The organism is Stenotrophomonas sp. 116085_Sma, from assembly GCF_056479585.1.
On record NZ_CM151057.1, the window covers coordinates 1,739,612 to 1,760,451 of the forward strand.

Consider the following 20,840-nt stretch of genomic DNA (forward strand, 5'->3'; position numbering starts at 1 on the left):
CGGTTTCCGGCTCAGGGCTTGTTGGCGATCAGCGAAATCACTTCGAAGTGCGGCGGGCGCTTTTCGCGGGTGACCGTTTCCAGGCTCGAGACCTGCAGGCCGGCCTTGTCGACGAACCTGCGCAGTTCCTTGTCGCTGAAGCCAAGGTTGACGTGGCCATAGGCCTCCACCGCCGCCTTGTGCTCATGACGGGCCAGGCTGCACAGTAGGAGGCGGCCTCCCGGGCGCAGCACGCGCGCGGCTTCGGTCACGGCCTGCGCCGGCTTGCTGGCATAGGTCAGCGCGTGCATCAGCACCACCAGGTCGAAGCTGCCGTCCTTGAACGGCAGGGCATGCATGTCACCTTCGCGGACTTCGACGTTGGGCAGGCGACGCAGCCGCTCGCTGGCCGCGGCGACCACTCGCGCGCTGGTGTCGATGCAGATGTAGCGCTTGGCATGCGGGGCCACCAGTTCGGCCAGCACGCCGTCGCCGGAGGCGATGTCCAGCACGTCGCCGGTTTCCAGCAGCGGCAGCGCGGTACGCGCCAGTGCCTCCCAGGTCCGTCCGGGAGAGTAGTGGCGTTCCATGTCGCCGGCCACGCTGTCGGCCCAGTTCTGGTCGGAAGCACGGTGGGCCAGAACCGCGGCCACGCGCTCGGCATCCTGGCGCAGCAGGGGGTCGTCGCTTCCGTTGCTCAAGGCATGCCACAATGCACGCTGCGCCGGGTCCAGCTGGGCCTCGTCGAAGCGGTAATAGGCCGACACGCCGGCGCGGCGGTCGCGAACCAGGCCGGCTTCCTTCAGTCGCGCCAGATGGGTGGACACGCGCGGCTGGGCCAGCCGGGTGATCGCCGACAGTTCGGCCACGGTCAGTTCCTCCTGCTCCAGCAGCGCCAGCAGGCGCACGCGGGTGGCATCGGCGAACACCTTCAGGCGGGTCGACCAGTCTTCAAGATCCATAAATATCTACCTATCGCGATATAGAGATATATTCGCTGAGAAGGCCTGCCGCGGTCAAGTCGCTGGCGTACGGAAGCTGCCGGGCCCCGGTACAATCGGTGCACCTGGGCACGCCGTGCGCGGCCCATAACATCATGTACCCGGGAGGGTGTTGTGGATTTCAGCTTTACTGAAGAGCAGTTGATGTTGCAGGACGTGGCGCGGCGCATCGCGCAGGAAAAGATCGCCCCCAGCGCAGAGCACCATGACCGTACCGGCGAGTTCCCGCTGGACAACATCCGCCTGCTGGGCGAGAACGGCCTGATGGGTATCGAAGTGCCCACCGAATACGGTGGTGCGGGCATGGACCCGGTTGCGTACGTGCTGGCGATGGTGGAGGTCGCCGCCGCCGACGCAGCCCATTCGACCATCATGTCGGTCAACAATTCGCTGTTCTGCAACGGCATCCTCACCCACGGTACCGAAGCGCAGAAGCAGACCTACGTGCGTGCGATCGCCGAGGGCGAGGCCATTGGCGCGTTCGCGCTGACCGAGCCGCAGTCGGGTTCGGACGCTACCGCCATGCGCTGCCGCGCGGTGAAGCAGGCCGATGGCACCTTTGTGATCAACGGCAAGAAGAGCTGGATCACCTCCGGCCCGGTGGCCAAGTACATCGTGCTGTTCGCGATGAGTGAGCCGGACAAGGGCGCGCGCGGCATCACCGCCTTCATCATCGATACCGACAAGGCGGGTTTCGGTCGCGGCAAGACCGAGCCGAAGCTGGGCATCCGTGCCTCGGCCACCTGCGAGATCGAGTTCAACGACTACGTAGCGCAGCCTGAGGATGTGCTGGGCCAGGAAGGCGAGGGCTTCAAGATCGCCATGAGCGTGCTTGATGCTGGCCGTATCGGCATCGCCTCGCAGGCCATTGGCATCGCCCGTGCGGCCTATGAAGCGACCCTGGAGTACGTGAAGGAGCGCAAGGCGTTCGGTGCGGCCATCGGTACCTTCCAGATGACCCAGGCCAAGATTGCCGACATGAAGTGCAAGCTGGATGCGGCGTTGCTGCTGACCCTGCGCGCGGCGTGGGTGAAAGGCCAGGGCAAGCGCTTCAGCACCGAAGCGGCGGTGGCCAAGCTGACCGCTTCTGAAGCCGCGATGTGGATCACCCACCAGGCGGTGCAGATCCATGGTGGCATGGGCTATTCAAAGGAAATGCCGCTGGAGCGCTACTTCCGTGATGCCAAGATCACCGAGATCTATGAAGGCACCTCGGAAATCCAGCGCCTGGTGATCGCCCGCAACGAGACCGGGCTGCGCTGAGTGGCAAGGGCCGCGCCACTGCAACGGTGGCGCGGCCAGTAGATCTGCGCCACGCGTGGATGCGCCGTGCTCTTGGCCGAACGATGCCGGATCTGTTCCAATGCAGGCCGTTTCCATACGGTCTGCACAGATGATCTATCGTGGTTGGGGAATCCTGACACTGGTCACGCCGATCGCAGCGATCCTGCTGCTGGCGTATTTCTTCCCGCACGCAGGCCCCAGGGGCAACATCCCGCTCTCGCAGGTGTTGCTGGGTGCCGGAATTGGCGCGGCGGTGAACGTGCTGCTGGGCCTGTGGCTCAACCGTGCACCCCGGCAGAAGGGTGAAGTCGCGCCCCATCATTTCTTCTTCGTGCCGATGCAGTGGGCCGCGCTGGTTCTGGTGGCAGTGTGCATAGTGGTTGCGCTGCTGCGCTGAGACGTTGCCCTGGAGAGCGCCAACCGAGGTTGGCGGCTACCGGGCATGCCGTTGCTCTGGTGGATGCCAACCTTCGGGCATGTCCTTGCTCTGGTAGATGCCAACCTTGGTTGGCATGGATTCAAAAGCGGCAAGAAAAAAGGCCCCGGATCGCTCCGGGGCCTTTCTCGTTTCAGCTCACGACCAGATCAACGATCCGGACGGTGTGCAGCATCCGCGTCCCGCTGGCGTTCCATGAACTCCTTCGACGGTTCATCCAGCTTGTCGCCCAGCATGCGGCGCACGACCACGAAGAACACCGGGATCATCAGCAGGCCGAGCAGGGTGGCGAACAGCATGCCGCCGATCACGCCGGTACCGATGGCGTGGCGGGAGTTGGCGCCGGCGCCGGTGGAGATCGCCATCGGGATCACGCCCATGATGAACGCAAACGAGGTCATCAGGATCGGGCGGAAACGCAGGCGGGCCGCCTCGATCGTGGCATCGCGCAGGTTCTTGCCGGCTGCGCGCTGCTCCACCGCGAACTCCACGATCAGGATCGCGTTCTTCGCCGCCAGGCCGATCACGGTGATCAGGCCGATCTTGAAGAACAGATCGTTGGGCAGGCCACGCAGCATCGACAGGCCCAGTGCACCCAGCACGCCCAGCGGCACCACCAGCAGCACAGCCACCGGGATCGACCAGCTTTCATACAGCGCGGCCAGGCACAGGAACACCACCACGATGGACAGCACCAGCAGCAGGGTCGCGGCGTTGCCGGCCAGGATTTCCTGGTAGGACATGCCGGACCAGTCGTAGCCGAAGCCGGCCGGCAGGTCGTCGTTGACGATGCCTTCCATGGTCTGCATCGCTTCACCCGAGCTGGTGCCCGGCGCCTGCGAACCGACGATGTTGATCGCCGAGTAGCCGTTGTAACGGCTCAGCGACGGCGGCGCCGACACCCATTCGGACTTGACCACCGTGTTGAGCGGGATCATCGCGTTGGTGCCGTCGGCATTGGTGGTCAGGCTGGACGGGCTGTAGAAGCTCTTCAGCGACTCCTGGCCGGTGCGGTAGGGGCCATCGGCCTGCATGGTCACGCGCTTGATGCGGCCTTCGTAGAAGAAGTCGTTGACGTACACCGGGGCCAGCATCAGCTGGATGGTGCTGTACACGTCCGACACCGACATGCCCATCGACTGCGCCTGCACGCGGTCCACGTGCAGCTGGAGCTGCGGTGCGTTTTCCAGGCCGTTCGGGCGTACGCCGACCAGGTGGTCCGGCTTCTGCGCGGCCTGGCCGAGCAGGATGTTGCGGGCCTGGGTCAGCTGCTCGTAACCGGCGCCGCTACGGTCCTGCAGCCACATGTCGAAACCACCGAACTGGCCAAGGCCCTGCACGGTGGGCAGGTTGACCACGAAGATCTGCGCTTCCTTGATGCCGTAGAACGCGCCGTTCATGTTCTGGATGAACTCCGGCGCGGTGAACTTGCGTTCCTCCCACGGCTTCAGGCGGATGAAGCCCATGCCCACGTTCTCGCCGGAACCGACGAAGCTGAAACCGGCGACCTGCAGCATGCCTTCATAACCATCCTGCTTTTCCAGGATGCCACGCATCTGCGCGAACACTTCGTTGGTCTGGCCCTTGGTCGAGCCCGGCGGCAGCTGCACGATCGCCAGCGCATAGCCCTGGTCTTCTTCCGGCAGGAAGCTGCCCGGCATGCGGGTGAACAGGAAGCCGCACAGTGCGGTCAGCACCACGAACAGGATCATCCAACGCGGCGCATGGCGCACCGCCGAGGTGATGTGGCCCACATAGGTGTGGCTGATCTTGTCGTAGTACTTGTTGAAGGTGCGGTAGACGATGTTCGGGTTGTCGTTGTGCGTCGGCTTCAGGAAGGTCGCGCACAGCGCCGGGGTGAAGCCCAGCGCCAGGAACGCCGAGAATGCCATCGAAATGGCGATGGTCAGCGCGAACTGCTTGTAGATCTCACCGGCCGCGCCGCCCTGCAGGGCGGACGGAATGAACACCGCGGCCAGCACGACGGTGATCGCCACCACCGCGCCGGTGATCTGGGTCATCGCCTTCTGCGTGGCCGGCTTCGGCGCCAGGCCTTCCTCGGTCATGATGCGTTCGACGTTCTCGATCACTACGATCGCGTCATCGACCACGATGCCGATCGCCAGCACCATCGCGAACAGGGTCAGCTGGTTGATCGTGAAGCCGATCATCCACATGCCCAGGAAGGTGCCGAGCAGGGCAACCGGAATGACCAGGGTCGGGATCAGGGTGGCGCGGAAGTTCTGCAGGAAGATCAGCATCACCAGGAACACGAGGAACACCGCCTCGAACAGGGTCTTGACCACTTCCTGGATCGAGATCTTGACGAAGGTGGTGCTGTCGTACGGCGAGAACCAGGTGACGCCGGCCGGGAAGCTGGGCTGCAGTTCGTCCATCTTGGCGCGCACCGCATCGGCCACGTTCAGGGCGTTGGCGCCCGGCAGCAGCTGGATGGCGAAGGCACCGGTCGGCTTGCCGTTGTACTGGGTATCGAAGCCGTAGTTGTTGGCACCGAAGGCAACGCGGGCGATGTCCTTCAGCAGCACGCGCGAGCCATCAGCATTGGCGCGCAGGATGATGTTCTCGAACTCCTGCGGCGAGCTGAAGCGGCCTTCGGCCGAGACCGTGGCGGTGAAGTGCTGGCCTTCCGGCGACGGGTCCGAACCCAGCGCACCGGCAGCGAACTGCACGTTCTGCGCACGCACCGCTGCCAGCACCTGGCTGGCCGACAGGCCGTAGCCCTGCATCTTTTCCGGGTTCAGCCAGATGTTCATGGCGTACTCGGAACCGAACTGCTGGGTGCTGCCGACGCCGGGGATACGCGAGACCTGGTCGAGCACGCGCGAACCGACGATGTCGTTCAGGGCATCACGGTTGATGGCCGGCGTATCGGACTGCAGCGCGATCACCATCAGGAAGCCGGCGTTGGCCTTGGCCACCACCACGCCCTGCTGGGTCACTTCCGATGGCAGTCGGGGCGTGGCCAGCGAGACCTTGTTCTGCACCTGCACCTGGGCGATGTCCGGATCGGTACCGGTCTCGAAGGTCAGCGTGATCTGCGCACGGCCGTTGGAGGCGGACGAGGAACTGAAATACAGCAGGTGATCGATACCGGTCAGCTGCTGCTCGATCACCTGGGTGACCGATTTTTCAGTGGTGTCCGCACTGGCGCCCGGGTAAGTGGCCGAGACGGTCACCTGTGGCGGGGCGATGTTGGGATAGGACTCCACGCCCAGGTTGAGGATCGCGATCACGCCGCTGAGCGAGATCAGGATCGCAACCACCCAGGCGAAGACTGGATGTTCGATGAAAAATTTAGGCATGACGGAAGGTTCCCGTTACTGCTTGTTCGAATCGGTGGCGGCGGGCTTGGCCGCATCGGCCTGCTCGGGCTTGGCTGCGTCGGCCGGTGCCTTGCCTGCGGCCGGTGCCGCGCCCGCCGGAGCGGCGCCGCCCGCGGCAGGCTTGCCGTTGGCGTCCTGCCCCGGGGTCCACGGCTTGGCCACCGCCGGTGCACCTTCCTTGACCTTCTGCACGCCGGCCACGATCACCTTGTCACCGGCGGCCAGGCCGTCGCTGACCAGCCAGTTGCCGTTCTGTGCGCCATCGGTCTTCACATTCTTGCGCACGACCTTGCCGTCGGCGCCGACCACCATCACGTAGCCGCCGGTGGTGTCTCGCAGCAGGGCCTGCTGCGGCACCAGGAAGGCGTTGTTGCGCTCGCCCAGGTTGGCCTGGAAGCTGACGAAGGCACCGGGCAGCAGGATCTGCTGCGGGTTCGGCAGCAGCGCACGCAGCGACACCGCGCCGGTGGCCGGATCGACCGTGGTCGAAGAGAAGTCCAGCGTGCCCGGCTCGCTGTAGGTGCTGCCATCGGCCAGCTTCACGGCCACCGTGGCCTTGCCGTCGCCGGACAGCGCCAGCGCGCCCTTGGCCTGCTGCGCACGCAGCTGGGTCAGCTCATCCACGCTGAGCGAGAAGTTCACATACAGCGGGTCGAGCTGGTCGACGGTGGTCAGCAGGGTCACATCGCCCTGGCCGACCAGCGCGCCCTCGGTGACCTGCTGCTTGTTGGCCACGCCACTGATCGGCGCAGTCACCTCGGCGTAGCCCAGGTTGATCCGCGAGGAGGTCACTGCCGCTTCGGCCTGCTTGACCGCAGCCAGCGCGGTACGTTCGGCCGATTCGGCGTTGTCCAGGTCGGACTTGGAGACGAACTGCTGCGGCGCCAGGGAGCGGGCGCGATCAGCGGCCACCTTGGCATTGGCGTAGGTGGCGCGGGCCGAGGCCAGCTGTGCTTCGGAGGCGTTGAGCGAGGCGCGCAGCGGCGCCGGGTCGATCAGGAACAGGGTCTGGCCCTGCTTCACCTGCGAGCCTTCCTGGTAGACGCGCTTGAGCAGCACGCCCGGCACGCGCGCGCGGACGTCGGCGCTGCGGAACGGCGACAGGCGGCCGACCAGCTCGCGCTGCAGCGGCAGGGTCTGCGGCTTGGCGTCGATCACGCCCACCTCCGGCGGCGGGGGCATCTGCTGTTCCGGCTTCTTGCAGGCAGCCAGCGCGACAGCAACGGCGCACGTCAAGGCAAGGGTGCGGAGTGGGGCGGTCATCAGGAGGAACTCCGGGGTTGGTTTGTAGGAGGGGCCGGCAACGGCTGTGGCGCGAATGCGCGCAGGAAGCTGTCGACGGAGAACTCTGCCCAGCGCCGACGCAGCAGCGCGTCATCACGATGGGGGGTATGGAAGCGCTGTTTGTCGAAATCCTGACCGGCGATCATGCTCAGCAGCAGTTCGGCCATGAAGTGCGGGTCGTCATGCCGGAGCTGGCCACGCATGCAAACGGTTTCAATCCATTCAGCAAGATGAAGCGTCAGCGCGCCGGCGCCATGCCGGTACAGCGTACGCGCCTCTTCGGGAAACTGGGCCGCGTCGGCAGCGATCAGCCGGCAGGCCTGTCCTACGTGCGGTTGGTTGAAATGCTCCAGGAAGTCGGTGGCGAACTGGAGCAGGCTGGCACGCAGGTCGTCAGTGCGGAGTGCACGGACCATGGCGCCAGTGGCGTGGCCGACATGGCGCTGCATCACCCGGCGCAACAGATCCTGCTTGCTGCCATAGCGCGAGTACAGGGTCTGCTTGGAGCAGCCGGCGTGCTGGGCCACCGCCTCCATGCTCATCTGCATGCCCTGCTGGGCCAGCAGTTCGCGTACGGCGTCGAACACACGCTCATCGCGTGCATCGAGGGCAACGGGTAGGTAAGCCGGGTTCACGCGGTGGACTATACCGTCCAGTTCAGGATTGTGGAATCGCATCGGCGTCGCCGCGTGTGTCTTCCGGTAACACGTTTTGCCGATCCTGTCGGCAGTGCTGAAACAGGTGCCAGCACCGTACCGGTGCGAACTGAATAGGCGTCTAAACCGCAGCAAACCCGAATCTGCTTATTCCGTCCTGCAGCAAGGCCTTTTCGTGCGGTAGGGCTACAATTTCATTTTCCCAACTGAGCAAGCGCATCGCTCTGCCATGAAACCGCAAAATACCGCAGCCAAGACCGTGAAAAACAAGACCAAACCAGCAGAGTCGGAGGTCGCAGTGACCGCTGGTTTCTCCCTGGAGCCGGTGTACACGGCATTGCGCAAGCGCTACCCCGCGGCCGCACAGGCCGAAGCAGTGGCCTTCGCCACTGACTTCTACAAGCGCATGGAGTCGGACGAGTTCCCGCACCACAGCGCTGAAGAGTGGGCCGCTCTCGCGGCTGAGACGCTGGAATTCGCCCGTGCCCGCAAGGCCGGCAAGGCCAACGTCCGCGTGTTCAATCCGACCGCGAAGGCCAATGGTTGGGAATCGCCGCACACCGTGCTGCAGATCGTCAACGACGACATGCCGTTCCTCGTCGATACCGTCACCATGTCGCTGGCCGAACAGGGCGTGGGCGTCCACGTGCTGGGCCACCCGGTGCTGCGTTTCACCCGCGACAAGGCCGGCAAGCTGGTCAAGGTCGGCGAGGGTGATGCCGAGTCGGTGATGCTGCTGGAGATCGACCGCCAGCCGGCCGAAGCCATGGCCGCCATCGAACAGGCCATCAACAAGGCGCTGGACGAAGTGCGCGCGATCGTGCGCGACTGGCAGCCGATGAAGGACAAGGCGCTGGCACTGGCCGACGACCTGGGCAAGCGCCAGCTGCCGGTCGACGATGCCTCGCGCAAGGAAGCACAGGAATTCCTGCGCTGGGCCGCCGACAACCACTTCACCTTCTTCGGCTACCGCGAGTACCGCGTCGAGAAGCAGGGCAAGGAAGAGGTGCTGGCGCCGCTGAACGACACCGGCCTGGGCCTGATGCGCGGCAAGGACAAGTCCGCCGCCCGTCCGGTCAAGACGCTGGCCGCGCAGGGCCTGAACACCACGTCCGGTTTGAAGGATGCGCTGATCCTGACCAAGACCAATGCCCGTTCGCGCGTGCACCGCGCCGGCTACATGGACTACATCGGCGTGCTGGAGTTCGACGCCAAGGGCAAGATCATCGGCGAGCAGCGTTTCCTCGGCCTGTTCACCTCCAGCGCCTACAACCGCCGCCCGTGGGAAATCCCGCTGGTGCGCCAGCGCCACGAGCACGTGATGAAGCAGTCCGGGCTGGCCCCGGCCAGCCACAGTGGCAAGGCCCTGCGCCATATCCTGGAAACCCTGCCGCGCGAAGAACTGTTCCAGTCCAGCGAGGACGAACTGTTCCGCACCGCGATGGGCGTGCTGGGCCTGCAGGAACGCGTGCGCAGCCGCCTGTTCCTGCGGCGCGACAAATACAGCCGTTTCATCTCCGCGCTGGTCTACCTGCCGCGCGAGCGCTTCAACACCGACGTGCGCCTGCGCATCGAAGCGATGCTGAAGGACGCGCTGCACGGCGAGTTCGTCGACAGCTCGGTGGTGCTGGGCGAATCGCCGCTGGCGCAGGTGCACCTGATCGTGCGCCCGAAGCCGGGTGAAATGCTCGACGTCGATACCGCCGAACTGGAGCAGAAGCTGGCCCAGGTGCTGCGCAACTGGCAGGACGACCTGCGCGAAGCGCTGGTGAGCCGCCACGGCGAGACCGAAGGCCTGCGCATCGCCGCCCGCATCGGCAAGGCGCTGCCGGCCGGCTACATCGAAGACAACAGCACCGCGGTTGCCGCCAACGATGTCAGCCAGCTCGACGCCCTGACCGGCCCGGACGACCTGCGCCTGAGCCTGCAGGCCGTGCCGCGCGAAAGCGGCGATGGCCTGCGCCTGAAGCTGTATCGCCAGCTCGACGACATTCCGCTGTCGGACGCGCTGCCGATGATGGAAAACATGGGCCTGCGCGTGATCGCCGAGCGTCCGTACCGCCTGTCGGTCGACAACGCGCCGGTGTATGTGCAGGACTTCGAGGTCGAATCGACCGCCGGCGCGATCGATGCCGCCAGCGTCGATGAAGCCTTCGGCGAGACCTTCGCCCGCGTCTGGCACGGCGATGCCGAGAACGACGGCTTCAACCGCCTGGTGCTGGCCGCTGGCCTGCACTGGCGCCAGGTCGCGATGCTGCGTGGCTACTGCAAGTACCTGCTGCAGACCGGCGTGCCGTTCTCGCAGGCCTACGTGGAAGGCACCTTCGCGCGCTACCCACTGCTGGCCCGCCTTCTGGTCGAACTGTTCGAAGCGCGCTTCGATCCGGCCACCGGTCATGAAAGCAAGGAAGACATCGCCGCTGGCCAGGCCCAGCTGAAGGCCCACCTCGATGTGCTGGCTGCCGGCGACGAGGCCACCCTGAAGGTGCTCAAGACCGTGGTCGACGCCCGCAAGGGTGACCGCGATGCGCAGATGCAGGCCGCGCGCGATGCGCTGCTGAAGCTGATGGACCGCGTGTCCAGCCTGGACGAGGACCGCATCCTGCGCTCGTTCATGGGCGTGATCGACGCGACCCTGCGTACCAGCTACTACCAGACCGATGCCAACGGCCAGCACGGCCATGTCATCAGCTTCAAGTTCGATTCGGCGCTGGTGCCGGACCTGCCGAAGCCGCGTCCGTACCGCGAAATCTTCGTCTACGGCCCGCGCGTGGAAGGTACCCACCTGCGCTTCGGCGCCGTGGCCCGTGGCGGCCTGCGCTGGTCGGATCGTCGCGAAGACTTCCGCACCGAGGTGCTGGGCCTGGTCAAGGCGCAGATGGTCAAGAACACCGTCATCGTCCCGGTCGGCGCCAAGGGCGGCTTCTTCGCCAAGACCCCGCCGGTGAACGGCGACCGTGATGCGGTGTTCGCCAACGGCGTGGCCTGCTACAAGCTGTTCATCCAGGGCCTGCTGGACATCACCGACAACATCGTCAACAACAAGATCGTGCCGCCGGTGGATGTCGTGCGCCACGACATGGACGATCCGTACCTGGTGGTGGCGGCCGACAAGGGCACCGCGACCTTCTCCGACATCGCCAACGGCCTGGCCATCGCGCACGGCTTCTGGATGGGCGATGCGTTCGCTTCCGGCGGTTCGGTCGGCTACGACCACAAGGGCATGGGCATCACCGCACGCGGTGCGTGGGAGTCGGTCAAGCGCCACTTCCGTGCGCTGGGCCGTGACAGCCAGACCCAGGACTTCACCGCGGTCGGTGTCGGCGACATGTCCGGCGACGTGTTCGGCAACGGCATGCTGTTGTCGCGCCACATCCGCCTGGTCGCTGCCTTCGATCACCGCCACATCTTCCTGGACCCGAACCCGGATGCGGCCACCACGTTCGTCGAACGTGAGCGCCTGTTCACCGTGCCGCGTTCGAGCTGGGCGGACTACGACGCCAAGCTGATCAGCAAGGGCGGCGGCGTCTATCCGCGCAGCCTGAAGTCGATCGAGATCACCCCGCAGGTGCGCGAAGCGCTGGGCCTGGACGAAAACGTCAAGGCGCTGTCGCCGAACGATCTGATGAGCGCGATCCTGAAGGCGCCGGTCGACCTGCTGTGGAACGGCGGCATCGGTACCTACGTCAAGGCCGCCAGCGAGCAGCACAGCGATGTCGGCGACCGCGCCAACAACGCGCTGCGCGTGAACGGTGGCGAGCTGCGCTGCAAGGTGGTGGGCGAGGGCGGCAACCTGGGCATGACCCAGCTGGGCCGCATCGAAGCCGCCCAGGCCGGCGTGCTGCTCAACACCGACTTCATCGACAACTCGGCCGGCGTGGACACCTCCGACCACGAAGTCAACATCAAGATCCTGCTCAACGATGTGGTGCGGGCCAAGAAGCTGACCGTCGAGCAGCGCAACAAGCTGCTGGCCTCGATGACCGATGAAGTCGCCGAGCTGGTGCTGAACGACAACTACCGCCAGAACCAGGCGCTGAGCCTGATGGAGCGGATGGCGGTCAAGCGCCTGGGTTCCAAGCAGCACTTCATCCGTACCCTGGAACAGCAGGGCCTGCTGGATCGCCAGATCGAGTTCCTGCCGTCCGACGCCGAGCTGTCGCAGCGCAAGGCACGCGGCCAGGGCCTGACCCGTCCGGAGCTGTCGGTGCTGCTGTCCTACTCCAAGCTGGTGGCGTTCGCTCAGCTGCTGGATTCGGACATCCCGGAAGATCCGTACCTGTCCAAGGAACTGCAGCGTTACTTCCCGACCCCGCTGCAGAAGAAGTACGCCGACGCGATGGAGCGTCACCGCCTGAAGCGCGAAATCATCGCCACGGCCGTGACCAACCAGACCATCAACCGCATGGGCGCCACCTTCCTGATGCGCATGCAGGAAGACACCGGCCGCTCCATCGCCGAGGTCGCCAAGGCCTACACCATCAGCCGCGAAACGCTGGATGCACGCGCGCTGTGGGCGCAGATCGATGCCCTCGACGGCAAGGTGCCGGAGTCGGTGCAGATCGACGCACTGGAAGTGATCTGGAAGCTGCAGCGTTCGTTCGTGCGCTGGCTGCTGTCGCGCCCGGGCGCGATGCCGGGCATCACCGAAGCGGTCAACCGCTACCAGGGCCCGTTCAACGACATCCGCGTTGCTTCGGGCGTGCTGCCGGATTCGCAGCGTCCGACCTACGAAGCCCTGGTGGCGGAGTGGAAGGAAAAGGGCCTGCCGTCCGCGCTGGCGCAGCAGCTGGCCGAACTGCACTTCCTGGAGCCGGCATTCGACATCATCGAACTGGCCCGCACCCGCAAGCTGAAGCCGGTGGACGTGTCCAAGGTCCACTTCCGCCTGGGCGATGCCCTGCAGCTGCCGTGGCTGTTCGAGCAGGTCGACGCGCTGGAGGTCAACGGCCGTTGGCATGCCGTGGCACGTGGCGTGTTGCGTGACGAACTGGCGGCCAATCACCGCAACCTGGCCGGCCAGGTGCTCGGCACCAAGGGCGGCAGCGCGGAGGCCAAGGTCGCAGCCTGGATGGGCCGTGACGACAACAGCCTGCGCTTCACCCTGGCGATGCTGGCCGAACTGGCAGAGCAGAAGACCCTGGACTACCCGACCGTCTCGGTCGCGGTGCAGCGTCTGGGCCAGCTGGCGGCACACGGCGCGTAAGTGAAGTAGTGCCAGGCCACGCCTGGCATGAGTAGAACAGAGCGGCCCCGCGAGAGCGGGGCCGTTCTGTTTCAGCCCTTGACCTTTGCGACCAGCTGACCCGACGCCCGCCGTGAACCTGCCAGGTGGATGACCCGCATATCCGCTGGGACCGTGAGCGCCATGGATGGCGCGATCGAGCCCCCAGGGATGGGTTTACGGCGTGTCCCGGCGGATATGCCGGTCATCCGCCCCACGGGCTCCAACTCCCGGCGCTCGGTTATGCTCTCCATCAAACCTCCCCGGATCCACCGATGAGCGACACCCCCCGCATCGCTTTCCTGGCCAGCACCACCGAGCCCGCGCAGATGGCCCGCGCGGCCATGGTCTCGCGCTATGGCGACTACGCGCCCGAGCAGGCCGACGTGCTGTGCCCGCTGGGCGGTGATGGCTTCATGCTGCAGACCCTGCATCGGCATGGGCACCTGGGCAAGCCGGTGTTCGGCATGAAGCTGGGCACGGTCGGTTTCCTGATGAACCAGTACCGCGGCGACGAAGACGTGCATGCCCGCATCGCCCGCGCCGAGCCGGCCCATCTGCGCCCGCTGGAAATGGTGGCGCTGACCGAGTCCGGTACCAGTACCGGTTCGCTGGCCTACAACGATGTTTCGCTGCTGCGCCAGACCCGGCAGGCCGCGCATATCGGCATCGACCTGAACGGCCAGGAGCGCGTGGCCGAACTGATCGGTGACGGCGTGCTGGTGGCCACCCCGGCAGGCAGCACCGCCTACAACTATTCCGCGCATGGCCCGGTGCTGCCGCTGGGTTCGCACACCATCGCGCTGACGCCGTTGGCCCCTTACCGGCCAAGGCGCTGGCGCGGGGCCATCCTCAAGGCCGACACCGAAGTGCGCTTCCGGGTGCTCGATCCGTACAAGCGCCCGGTCAGCGTGACCGCCGATTCGCACGAGACCCGCGATGTGGTCGAAGTGACCATCCGCGAGTCGAAAGACCGCCGCGTGACCCTGCTGTTCGACCCGGAGCACAACCTGGAAGACCGGATCCTGAGCGAACAGTTCGTTTTTTGAGGACAATGGGCGGCCGGCCGTGCCGAACGCTTGAAGGACCCCCACCGATGGGCGACAACTCTCCCCGTTTGCTGACCGTCGCGGTGACCTCGCGCGCGCTGTTCGATCTGGAAGAAAGCCACGCGCTGTTCGAGAGCGATGGCGTGGCGGCGTATGCCGAATTCCAGCGCCAGCACGAGGACGACATCCTCGGCCCCGGCGTGGCGTTTCCGGTGGTACGCAAGCTGCTGGCATTGAACCAGGGCGCCAGCCCGGAGAATCCGCGGGTCGAGGTGATCCTGCTGTCGCGCAACTCGGCCGATACCGGCCTGCGCATCTTCAATTCGATCCAGCACTACGGCCTGGGCATCATCCGGGCTACGTTCACCGCTGGCGAGCCGACCTGGCCGTACGTGAAGCCGTTCGGCACCGATCTGTTCCTGTCGGCCAATCCGGAGTCGGTACGCAGTGCGCTGCGCCACGGGATCGCGGCGGCGACCATCCTGCCCAAGCCGCCGGGTGAAACCGCTGCTGCGGCGGCTGACCAGATCGATACCGGTCGCCCGGCCGGGCAGCTGCGCATCGCCTTCGACGGTGACGCGGTGATCTTCGGTGACGAAAGCGAGCGCATCTCGCGCGAGCAGGGCGTGGAGGCGTTTGGCCGGCACGAGCGCGAACGCGCCCGCGAGCCACTCAGTGGTGGACCGTTCCGCGGCTTCCTGTCGGCCCTGCATACGTTGCAGGAGGTATTCCCGGCCGGCGAAAGCGCACCGATCCGCACCGCATTGGTGACCGCGCGCTCGGCACCGGCGCACGAGCGGGTGATCCGCACCCTGCGTGAGTGGGGCGTGCGCCTGGACGAAGCGCTGTTCCTCGGTGGTCGCCACAAGGGACCGTTCCTGCACGCATTCGGAGCCGACATCTTCTTCGACGATTCGCAGCACAACATCGACAGTGCGCGCGAACACGTGGCCGCTGGCCACGTACCACATGGCGTCGCCAACGAGGGGTAGGGCCTGGTGGCTGCCAACCCTAGTTGGCGCCGATGCATGGCACTGCCAACCAAGGTTGGCACCCACCGGGGCACTGTGCTCTGGTAGTTGCCAACCTTGGTTGGCACTGCCGTCAGGCCACGGGTCCGATCAAGGGTTACCGGACATCCCCAACTGCAGATCCACCACCTTCCAGCGCAGGCCCTGCGGTTCCAGCACCACCTTCAACGGCGGCTGGCCGGCGCCGCGATCGACGTCGATCACGAAGCGGTCCAGCGCTTCAAAGTGATGCTCGGCGTTCTTCAACGGCCGTGCCGGTTCGGTCGCGCCGAACGCATCGCCGCCCTGCAGTTCATTGCGGCCGCGCTTCCACAGCACGTGGCCCTGCAGCATCGCGCCGATGCCCGTCGGGGTCACCATGGTCTCCACCGCTGCACCGCCGAGCTGGTCGCCCAGGCCGTAGAGCAGGGCACCGAACGGGCTGGCTGCTATATCCGGGCCTGCCTGGCGCACCAGATAGTCGTTGAGCTGTGCGCGCAGGCTGCCGCGCACGCGCGGGAAATCGACGTAGCGCTCCAGTCGCACCGTGTCACGTTCTTCAATGGCCTGGGACAGGCCGTGCACGGTCATGTAGGGGCCGCCGAACCACCACGCGGCCAAGGCCAGGACCAGCAGCACAGCCAGTGCAGTGAGTTTCTTCATGCTGTCCAGACTGCCGCAAGTGAGGCAGCCAGTGGTGAACGGCAGGTGATGCGGCTCAGAACTCCAGGTCCAGTGCCGCGCACAGGTAGTCGACGAACGGGCCGAGCCCAGCCAGGTCCTTGCCCAGCGTGGACAGCAGGCGCGGGCCGGTCATGGTGGCATCGTCCAGCGAGCGCCACATCACCCAGTTGCGGTGCTTGAGGTCGTCAATGAACTCGAAATCGGCCGGGAAGCCACGTGGCGGGCGCACCAGCTTCTCGCTCTCCTCGAAATCGAAGCGCTTGCGCAGCGCCGGGGCATGCGCGGCGGCCTTCCAGCTGCCCGGGTTGTCGAGAATGAAGTGGCGCACGCGGCGCTGCGTCTCGGGTTCTGGATGCCACAGGCCAGCGCCGACGAAGCTCTCGCCGGGCTGCAGGTGCACGTAGAAGGAGGGCGCGGCCACTTCACGGCGGCGCTCATGGAACAGGCGGGCACCCTGCCAGGTCTTGTACGGCGACTTGTCGTTGGAAAAACGCGCGTCGCGATGGATGCGGAACAGCGAGCCACCGACGCCGCGGGTATCGGCGCGGAAGTGCTCGCTGACCTCGGCCAGGGCCGGCTGCAGGTCGCCCAGCAGGCGCAGGAACGGCTGCCGCACGTGGTCTTCGTACTGCTGGCGGTGATCGTTGAACCAGGCCTTGTCGTTGTGCCGCGCAAGGCCGCGCAGGAACTTGAAGCTGGCGTCAGAGAAATAAGTGCTCACAGCGTCTCCTGCAGGTGCTGGCCCCAATCGCGCAGCGATTGCAGCAGCGCCTGGCGCCGGGTGTCATCGGGCGCTTCGGCGGCCAGTGCATCCAGCTGCTGCTGGTACTGGGGCAGGGTGAGTTCGCCCAGGCCGCCGTCTCCGAGCAGGCGCTGGCGGCGGTAATCCTGCCAGCGCTGGCGTTCAGCCGGCGCGAGGCTGTCGGGATGGTTGCGCGCGCGGTAGCGGAACAGCAGCTCGGGCAGGCGCGGGTCACGGAAGCGGCCTTCCAGCGCGGCCAGCTGATCCGGCGCGGTGGTACGGGCCAGGGCCAGCAGCGGTTTGTCACCGTTGCCCAGGAATCCGTCGTACAGCGATGCATCGACATCGGCCACGGTGGCCACGCGCGGCTGGTTGTAGACCTGGCGCGCCTTCTCCGCCAGCTGTGGGGCGAATTCGCGCAGGCGCTCGATCTTGGCGTCGATGGCCGCCACGTCCAGGCCCAGGCGCTGGTGGTCGTCGGCACGCAGGTGGTTCCAGGCGATCAGCGCCGGCACCTTGTTCAGGTGCACCTCCTTCAGCGGCACCCGTGCAACGCCCTCGGGCAGCTCGCTGGCGCGCATGTACAGGCGCTGTGCGATCACATCGGCTGGTAGTGCCAGCAGGTCGTCGATGTCGCCGTCGAGGTCGAACACGATCACCCGGTTGTTGATGGTCGGGTGCACCGCCAGCGGCAGCACCGGCGCCGCGCACAGGCGGCTGGCCGGGTAGCGCATGGAAATGTGCAGCACCGGCTTCATCGCGGTTACATCCAGCAGGCTGCCTACGAAACGCTTGTCGCGCAGCTTCAGGGCGTAGTCCCACAGGCGCGGCTGCGACTGCTTGAACAGCCGTGCCATGCCGATCGTGGCGCGCACGTCGGACAGCGCTTCGTGCGCATCACCCTCGCGCACGTTGTTGGCTTCGGCCAGGTGCTCGAGCTTGAACGAGGTGGCACCGTCCTCGCGCAGCGGCCACTGGATGCCGTCCGGACGCATCGCGCGCATCAGCCGCAGCATGTCCAGCAGGTCCCAGCGCGAATTGCCGTTGCGCCACTCGCGCTCGTACGGGTCATGGAAGTTGCGGAACAGGCCGTAGCGGACGAATTCATCGTCGAAGCGCAGCGTGTTGTAGCCCAGTGCGCAGGTGCCGGGACGCGATAGCTGCTCGTTGATGCGGTCGAAGGCTTCGGCCTCGCTGATGCCCTCGGCCAGGGCCTGCTGCGGGGTGATGCCGGTGACCAGGGTGGCCATCGGCGAGGGCAGCAGATCGTCGGCCGGGCGCACGAAGAAGCTGACCGGGGTGTCGATCTCGTTCAGATCGGCGTCGGTACGGATCGCGGCGTACTGCGAGATGCGCGTGCGCCGCGGGTCCTGGCCGAAGGTTTCCAGGTCGTAGAACAGGAAGCTGTCAGCCATCAGTGCGCGCCCTCCAGGACCGGCAGCTGCGCATGGACCTGTGCTTCCAGTGCGGCCCAGTCGATGTTGTCCAGCGAATCGTGGCCGGCCGTGGCCGCCACCAGCATGTCGCGCTGAAGCTCGGTGCGGCGCAGGGCTTCCGCGTACGGCGTGTGCAGGAAGGTGACCATCGTGTAATGCGGTACGAACCGGGTCGGCCAGCGCCGCTGCAGTTCCTGTTCCAGTTCGCGTTGCAGCAGGAACGCAGGATCAGCCACGCGGTCGCGCATTTCCAGATAGTTTTCCAGCGCCATCTGCTGGATTGCGCGTGCGTTCGGCTTGCGCTCGGCTTCGAAGGCTTGGAACGCGCCTTCCAGGTCGTCCGCTTCCATCAGATGGCGGGCCAGAGCCACGCAATCCTCGAATGCGCAGTTCATGCCTTGCCCGTGGAACGGCACCATCGCATGTGCGGCGTCGCCAATCAGGACCGCGCGGCCCTGCTGGTGCCAGCGATCAAGCGTCAGCGTGCCAAGCAGGCCGGGTGGGTGCTGTTCCCAGTCCGCGCGCAGGTTCGGGATCAGCGGCAGGGTATCGGCGAACTCGCGCGCGAACAGTGCTTCGGCCTGCGCGCCGGTGTTGACCGTGGCGAAGCTGGGATCACCCTGGTTGGGCAGGAACAGGGTGACGGTGAAGGTGCCTTCGTGGTTGGGCAGGGCGATGCACATGTAATGGCCACGCGGCCAGATATGCAGCGCGTTGCGCTCGATGCGGAAGCTGCCGTCGGCGGCCGGCGGAATTTCCAGCTCCTTGTAGGAGTGGTCGAGGAAGGCGATGTCCTCGCCCAGCGGCGCCCGCCGGTTCATCGCCGCGCGCAGCGCCGAGCCTGCACCATCGGCACCGATCAGGGCGTCGAAGCGGATGTCGTGCGGGCTGTCATCGCGGTCGTCGATGAAACGCGCGTAGCCGGCATCGAAATCGACGGTATGCAGGCGGCGGTGGAAGTGCACGGTCGCGCCAGCCTGTTCGGCGAGTTCCAGCAGCGTCGTGTTCAGGTCGCTGCGATGGATCGACCAGATTACTTCGCTGTCGTCGCGGCCGTAGCGTTGCAGCTGCGGTTCGCCTTCGCGCGGATGCACCATGCGCCCGCGCATCATTACCGCGCGCGCCATCACCTCGTCTTCCACTCCCGCCTGGCGCAGGGCGTTGCGCCCGCGTTCGGCCAGCGCCAGGTTGATCGAACGACCACTCTCGTAGTCGGCAATGCGCGGATCGCCGCGGCGTTCGTACAGGGTGATGCGCCAGCCCTGCCGTGACAGCAGGATGGCCAGCAGGGACCCGGCGAGGCCGGCACCGATAATGCTCAACGAGCGGGAAGCGTGTGCGATCAACGAACTGTCCAGCAGTAGGGGAGGGGCCGGCTCAGAGGCCGGCCCAGGCTTCCACTTCCTCGACGAAGTGGTGCACGTCCAGGTAGCGGTTGTAGAGCGGGGTAGGCGAGATGCGGATCACGTCCGGCTCGCGCCAGTCGCCGAGCACGCCGATGCTGCGCAGGTGTTCAAACAGTGCGCGTCCGCGCTCGCGCCCACCGATCACGCGCAATGACAGCTGGCAGCCGCGACGCTGCGGCTCGGCCGGAGTGATGATGTCGAGCACGCCGGACAGGCGTGCGCGTACAAGCGCTTCGAGCATGCCGGTCAGTGCCAGTGATTTGCCGCGCAGCGCGTCCATTCCGGCACGCTCGAACAGGTCCAGCGAGGCGCGCAGCGGCGCCAGGCCGAGAATCGGCGGATTGCTCAGCTGCCAGCCTTCGGCACCGATGGCGGGGGTGAACTGCGGTGCCATCTGGAAGCGGGTGGATTCCTCATGGCCCCACCAGCCGGCAAAGCGCGGCAGCGTGGTGTCGCGGTGATGGCGCTCGTGCACGAACGCGCCGGCCACCGCACCCGGGCCGCTGTTGAGGTATTTGTAGTGGCACCACACTGCGAAGTCGGGTGCGATGTCATGCAGGCGCAGCGGCAGGTTGCCGACCGAGTGCGCCAGGTCGAAGCCGATGCGCGCGCCCTGCAGGCGGGCAGCACGGGTGATTGCATCAAGGTCGAAGGCCTGGCCGGTGCGGTACTGCACGCCAGGCCACAGCACCAGCGCCAGGCGCTGGCCGTGTTCGGCGATGGCGCGCTCGATCGCAGTGAGCGAGATCGTTCCGTTGGCTTCGTCCGGCTGCACTTCCACCAGGCACTCGGCCGGGTCGAACCCATGGAAACGGATCTGCGCTTCCACCGCGTGGCGGTCGGTCGGGAACGCACCGGCTTCCATCAGGATCACCGGGCGCTGCGCGGTCGGCCGGTAGAAGCTGACCATCATCAGGTGCAGGTTCACGCTCAGCGTGTTCATCGCCACCACTTCGCTGGGCAGTGCACCGACCACGCGGGCCAGCTGCGCGCTCACCAGGCGGTGGTAGGACAGCCACTGGGTAGGACCGGTGAAGTGGCCTTCCACCGCCAGATCCCCCCACTGCTTCATCACTTCCTGCACCGCGGCCTGGGCGCCGCGCGGCTGCAGGCCCAGCGAGTTGCCGACGAAGTAGGTCTGCTCGCCGCCGCCATGGCGCGGAATCAGGAATTCGTTACGCAGCGGACGCAGCGGATCGGCGGCGTCCAGGGCAATGGCGTGGGTGCGGCTGAGCAGGTCGGACATGGTCGGGCAACAGGCTGCAACGGGGCTGCCAGTGTAGCGCCTGGGATGGTGGGACCGAC

The 20,840-nt window shown here is 66.2% G+C and carries 14 protein-coding genes; 5 read left to right on the forward strand and 9 right to left on the reverse strand.

The window, feature by feature from the left end:
• Positions 1-11: 11 nt before the first annotated feature.
• Positions 12-941 (reverse strand): ArsR/SmtB family transcription factor, encoded by a 930-nt coding sequence (locus tag ACZK0Z_RS08075; protein ID WP_010480432.1) that lies wholly within the window; start codon positions 939-941, stop codon positions 12-14.
• Positions 942-1,094: 153 nt separating this feature from the next.
• Here ACZK0Z_RS08075 and ACZK0Z_RS08080 point away from each other — a divergent pair, with 153 nt between their 5' ends.
• Positions 1,095-2,243, forward strand: a complete 1,149-nt coding sequence (locus ACZK0Z_RS08080) for an acyl-CoA dehydrogenase family protein (protein ID WP_049428349.1) — start codon at positions 1,095-1,097, stop codon at positions 2,241-2,243.
• A 130-nt stretch (positions 2,244-2,373) separates the two neighbouring features.
• Entirely contained in the window at positions 2,374-2,661 is a 288-nt protein-coding gene (locus ACZK0Z_RS08085; RefSeq protein ID WP_197633589.1) for a hypothetical protein, read from the forward strand.
• Between the two features lie 188 nt (positions 2,662-2,849).
• Here ACZK0Z_RS08085 and ACZK0Z_RS08090 read toward each other — a convergent pair whose 3' ends face one another.
• From ACZK0Z_RS08090 to ACZK0Z_RS08100, 3 genes are read right to left on the reverse strand one after another with little or no spacing between them, the layout of a single operon-like run.
• Positions 2,850-6,023 carry a multidrug efflux RND transporter permease subunit gene (locus tag ACZK0Z_RS08090; protein WP_049428353.1) on the reverse strand — a complete coding sequence of 1,058 codons (3,174 nt, stop codon included), beginning with the start codon at positions 6,021-6,023 and terminating at the stop codon, positions 2,850-2,852.
• Between the two features lie 15 nt (positions 6,024-6,038).
• Positions 6,039-7,307, reverse strand: a complete 1,269-nt coding sequence (locus ACZK0Z_RS08095; protein ID WP_197633584.1) for an efflux RND transporter periplasmic adaptor subunit — start codon at positions 7,305-7,307, stop codon at positions 6,039-6,041.
• Positions 7,307-7,963: a TetR/AcrR family transcriptional regulator gene (locus ACZK0Z_RS08100; RefSeq protein WP_049428357.1), complete on the reverse strand. Its 657-nt coding sequence runs from the start codon at positions 7,961-7,963 to the stop codon at positions 7,307-7,309. The genes ACZK0Z_RS08095 and ACZK0Z_RS08100 overlap by 1 nt, the downstream gene beginning before the upstream one ends.
• 250 nt (positions 7,964-8,213) lie before the next feature.
• On the opposite strand from ACZK0Z_RS08100, the gene ACZK0Z_RS08105 reads away from it, so the two are divergent.
• The 3 genes from ACZK0Z_RS08105 (at position 8,214) to ACZK0Z_RS08115 (ending at position 15,249) form a co-directional block, all read left to right on the forward strand.
• Entirely contained in the window at positions 8,214-13,190 is a 4,977-nt protein-coding gene (locus ACZK0Z_RS08105; protein WP_197633585.1) for an NAD-glutamate dehydrogenase, read from the forward strand.
• Between the two features lie 293 nt (positions 13,191-13,483).
• Entirely contained in the window at positions 13,484-14,257 is a 774-nt protein-coding gene (locus tag ACZK0Z_RS08110; RefSeq protein ID WP_049428363.1) for an NAD kinase, read from the forward strand.
• A 47-nt stretch (positions 14,258-14,304) separates the two neighbouring features.
• Complete coding sequence (locus tag ACZK0Z_RS08115) at positions 14,305-15,249, forward strand: 5'-nucleotidase (RefSeq protein ID WP_049428365.1); 945 nt, start codon at positions 14,305-14,307, stop codon at positions 15,247-15,249.
• A gap of 129 nt (positions 15,250-15,378) precedes the next feature.
• Here the strand turns inward: ACZK0Z_RS08115 and ACZK0Z_RS08120 are convergent, their stop codons facing one another.
• Genes ACZK0Z_RS08120 through kynU form a run of 5 tightly spaced genes read right to left on the reverse strand, consistent with a single transcriptional unit; the run spans position 15,379 to position 20,781 of the window.
• Entirely contained in the window at positions 15,379-15,930 is a 552-nt protein-coding gene (locus ACZK0Z_RS08120) for a DUF2939 domain-containing protein (protein WP_049428367.1), read from the reverse strand.
• Between the two features lie 55 nt (positions 15,931-15,985).
• On the reverse strand, positions 15,986-16,672 hold the full coding sequence (locus ACZK0Z_RS08125; RefSeq protein ID WP_197633586.1) for a DUF2461 domain-containing protein: 687 nt from the start codon (positions 16,670-16,672) through the stop codon (positions 15,986-15,988).
• On the reverse strand, positions 16,669-18,108 hold the full coding sequence (gene sbcB / locus ACZK0Z_RS08130) for an exodeoxyribonuclease I (RefSeq protein WP_197633587.1): 1,440 nt from the start codon (positions 18,106-18,108) through the stop codon (positions 16,669-16,671). Before sbcB ends, ACZK0Z_RS08125 begins: the two co-directional genes overlap by 4 nt.
• Entirely contained in the window at positions 18,108-19,475 is a 1,368-nt protein-coding gene (locus ACZK0Z_RS08135) for an FAD-dependent monooxygenase (RefSeq protein WP_197633588.1), read from the reverse strand. The genes sbcB and ACZK0Z_RS08135 overlap by 1 nt, the downstream gene beginning before the upstream one ends.
• Positions 19,476-19,506: 31 nt before the next feature.
• The gene (gene kynU, locus ACZK0Z_RS08140) at positions 19,507-20,781 is read right to left on the reverse strand and encodes a kynureninase (RefSeq protein ID WP_049428375.1); all 1,275 of its coding nucleotides are present in this window, start codon (positions 20,779-20,781) and stop codon (positions 19,507-19,509) included.
• Between the last annotated feature and the right edge of the window lie 59 nt (positions 20,782-20,840).

Bases quoted from the DNA above. Each gene is read 5' to 3' on its own strand.
- ACZK0Z_RS08085 (WP_197633589.1), top strand. From the start codon at position 2,374: ATGATCTATCGTGGTTGGGGAATCCTGACACTGGTCACGCCGATCGCA.
- ACZK0Z_RS08105 (WP_197633585.1), top strand. From the start codon at position 8,214: ATGAAACCGCAAAATACCGCAGCCAAGACCGTGAAAAACAAGACCAAA.
- ACZK0Z_RS08095 (WP_197633584.1), bottom strand. From the start codon at position 7,307: ATGACCGCCCCACTCCGCACCCTTGCCTTGACGTGCGCCGTTGCTGTC.
- sbcB (WP_197633587.1), bottom strand. From the start codon at position 18,108: ATGGCTGACAGCTTCCTGTTCTACGACCTGGAAACCTTCGGCCAGGAC.
- ACZK0Z_RS08110 (WP_049428363.1), top strand. From the start codon at position 13,484: ATGAGCGACACCCCCCGCATCGCTTTCCTGGCCAGCACCACCGAGCCC.
- ACZK0Z_RS08075 (WP_010480432.1), bottom strand. From the start codon at position 941: ATGGATCTTGAAGACTGGTCGACCCGCCTGAAGGTGTTCGCCGATGCC.
- ACZK0Z_RS08090 (WP_049428353.1), bottom strand. From the start codon at position 6,023: ATGCCTAAATTTTTCATCGAACATCCAGTCTTCGCCTGGGTGGTTGCG.
- ACZK0Z_RS08120 (WP_049428367.1), bottom strand. From the start codon at position 15,930: ATGAAGAAACTCACTGCACTGGCTGTGCTGCTGGTCCTGGCCTTGGCC.
- kynU (WP_049428375.1), bottom strand. From the start codon at position 20,781: ATGTCCGACCTGCTCAGCCGCACCCACGCCATTGCCCTGGACGCCGCC.
- ACZK0Z_RS08115 (WP_049428365.1), top strand. From the start codon at position 14,305: ATGGGCGACAACTCTCCCCGTTTGCTGACCGTCGCGGTGACCTCGCGC.